Source organism: Frankia canadensis (assembly GCF_900197875.1).
GTDB classification, from domain to species: Bacteria; Actinomycetota; Actinomycetes; order Frankiales; family Frankiaceae; genus Frankia; species Frankia canadensis.
Genome location: NZ_FZMO01000351.1, coordinates 1 through 2,736 on the forward strand (window position 1 = coordinate 1; position 2,736 = coordinate 2,736).

Annotated in this window: 3 protein-coding genes; all 3 read right to left on the reverse strand. The window is 71.8% G+C overall.

Going from position 1 to position 2,736, the window contains the following annotated elements; all coding sequences use genetic code 11:
* Window positions 1-76: 76 nt before the first annotated feature.
* Complete coding sequence (locus C1A33_RS23425) at window positions 77-1,492, reverse strand: mechanosensitive ion channel family protein (RefSeq protein ID WP_101833513.1); 1,416 nt, start codon at window positions 1,490-1,492, stop codon at window positions 77-79.
* Window positions 1,493-1,593: 101 nt separating this feature from the next.
* On the reverse strand, window positions 1,594-2,157 hold the full coding sequence (locus C1A33_RS23430; RefSeq protein WP_101833514.1) for a GNAT family N-acetyltransferase: 564 nt from the start codon (window positions 2,155-2,157) through the stop codon (window positions 1,594-1,596).
* A gap of 187 nt (window positions 2,158-2,344) precedes the next feature.
* The coding region (locus tag C1A33_RS35200) for a hypothetical protein (RefSeq protein ID WP_165818555.1) at window positions 2,345-2,736 on the reverse strand (392 nt) is incomplete at its 5' end.

The following is a 2,736-nucleotide window of genomic DNA, read 5'->3' on the forward strand; positions in this document are numbered from 1 at the left end:
GCGCAAGTGCCGGCGGCGTGAACGGCGAGCGCTATCGCTCATCGATCCGCAACGGTTTCTGGGACCGCGTCGTGGTTCAGGACTGACGCGGACCGTTCTGGTCCTCGGCGCTGGATTCCTCCTGATCCGGATCAGGATCCGGATCGCCGACGGATTCGCTGAAGGCGCGGGCGCGCTGCGCCGCGTCCGGGCTCGCACCCGAGAACAGCCGAGCGTCCTCGGTGGCGTCGGCGGTGTGGGCGGTGTCCTCGGCGGCCCGCTGCGCCGGCGCGGGCGGGGCGGCGGTGCGGCCATGCTGACCGGTCCGGTCGGACAGGGCCACGGAGGAGACCGGCACCCAGCTCTGCCGCCCGTCCTCGCGCTTGCGCAGCGGATGGTCGTCGGCGCCGTTGCCGTTCGGGCGAGCCTGCTGAGCGGGGGCGAACAGGTGGGCGGCGGCGTCGAACTCGATCCGGGTGCGGGGCAGGGCCGCGGGGTGATGGCGCTGGACCCAGACGACGAGCGCCTCCCGGACGTGGCAGCGCAGGTCGAAGGTGGTCGGCCCGTCCTTGCCGCTGACCAGGACCCGGATCCGGATGTGGTCGCCGACCGCGTCGGTCACCTGCAGCACGCAGGTCCGCCCGTCCCACAGGTCGGTGGACTCGACGACGCGGTGCAGCTCGGCGCGCATCCGCTCGAGCGGAATCTCCCAGTCCAGGTCGAGCTCCACCGCGCCGAGCACGGCGGACTCGCGGCGGGTCCAGTTCTGGAACGGCTCGGTGGTGAAGTACTTCGACGGCAGGATCAGCCGCCGGTCGTCCCAGATGTGCACGACCACGTACGTCAGGGTGATCTCCTCGATGCGGCCCCACTCCTCCTCGACGACCACCACGTCGTCGACGCGCAGCGCGTCGGTGAAGGCGATCTGCAGCCCGGAGAAGACGTTGGCCAGCGACGTCTGCGCGGCGAGGCCCGCGACGATACCGACGACGCCGGCGCTCGCGAAGATGCTCGCCCCCGCGACCCGCACGCTCGGGATCGTCATGAGCATGGAGGCGGCGGCGATCACCGCGATCACCACGACGGTGATCCGACGCAGCAGGCCGACCTGGGTGCGCACCCGGCGGGCGTGCCGGTTGTCGGCGACGTCGACCCGGTAGTGGGCCAGTGCCACCTCCTCGAAGACGAACGCGAGCACCGTCACGCACCAGGCGAGCCCGGCGATGAGCAGGATGCCGCAGACCCGCGCCGCGGACGCGGTCCAGTCCTGCTCGGGGGTCGCGCCCAGCGCGATCTGCAGCGCGATGAGGACCAGCGTCAGCCGCAGCGGCCGCGCGGCGCGTCGGGCCAGGTCGGCGACGATGCCCGAGTGCCGGCCGATTCGCAGTGCGACGCGGTGCACCACCAACGACGTGGCCAGGGCGAGCAGGACCGCGCCGGCGAGCACGGTCAGCACGGCGATCGTCGATCGCATGTCGGAGAACGAAAGGTCGGGCGCGGCGCTTGCACGCACAGGCGGGCTCCTCGTCCGTCGGGATTCGTTTCCCAAGTCCCCTGCCCATGCGCGGGCGCCACGACGAAGTGATACGCGTCATAGCCCCCCGGGGGTGTGGGTCAGCGGTCGTGGGTGGGGAGGAAGCGATACATCACGTAGAGGTCGACGTCGCCGAGCCAGGGGTGGCGAAAGGCGGCGGGCAGCGTCCCGACCAGGCGGAAGGCCAGGGAGCGCCACAGCGAGACCAGCCGGGGGTTGGCGGAGATCACCGCGTTGAGCTGCATCGCCCGATAGCCGCGGTCGGCCGCGTACTCGATCATCTGCTCGGCGGCGAGCCGGCTGGCGCTCTCCCAGTGCCCGCCGCCGCGCAGCCGCGGGCGGTGCGGCGGCCCGCCGTGGTCGACCCACTTCGGATCGACCAGCAGCGTGGCCTGCACGACGTGGTCGCCGAGGCCGGGCAGGCTGGGAACGAGCAGCGCGGTGGCGACGACCGTCGTCCCGTCCGGGCCGCCGCTCTCCTCCATGATCAGTACCTCGGCGGGCGACGGCAGCATCCAGGCGTCGCGTGCGGTGTCCTCATCGGTGTCCGGCGTCCAGGGGCACGTCTCGCCCTCGGCGACGACGGCGCGCCAGACAGGCCAGATCGCGTCCCAGTCCTCCGCGGACGCCCGCCGTGTGCGCACCTGTCCGATCCTGCCCGTCGACCACATCACCCGGGTAACGCCGAGGAGACGCCTGGCGCCGCGGCCGCAACGCCTGCGCGCCCGGTGGGTTCCCCTCGTCGATCCCGCGCTTACCGGCGACCCTATGCCCGGTATCGATCACCTGCCCGGCTTTGTCCGCGTGATCTGCTTCGCGTCGATCCGACGGTCACGGAATCTGTCGGCGCACCGTGAAGGTGGTGCATCCCTTCAGCCGGACCCGGCCGCTGAGTTCGTTGGGCTGATCGGCGCGGGGCCGCGTGGTGAGGTTGGCCATCCCATATCCCGCGGGCTGGTCGATCCACCGCTCGGCGGTGAAGTTCGCGACCCCGTCGGTGTAGGTGACCCGCATCAGGTATGAGCCGGAGGGAACGCCGGGATTGGTCGCGACCGCGTAGAAGTCGAACCTCGCCCAAAGATCCCGTGACGGCGTGGTGATGATGCTCAGCAGGACGCCGGTCACGCCCTGGGAACAGGTGTAGGCGCCACGCCAGCGACCGTTGAGGTCGACGGCCGCGGGCGCGGGGGTCGTCGCGGCCGTCGACCTCAACGGTCGCTGGC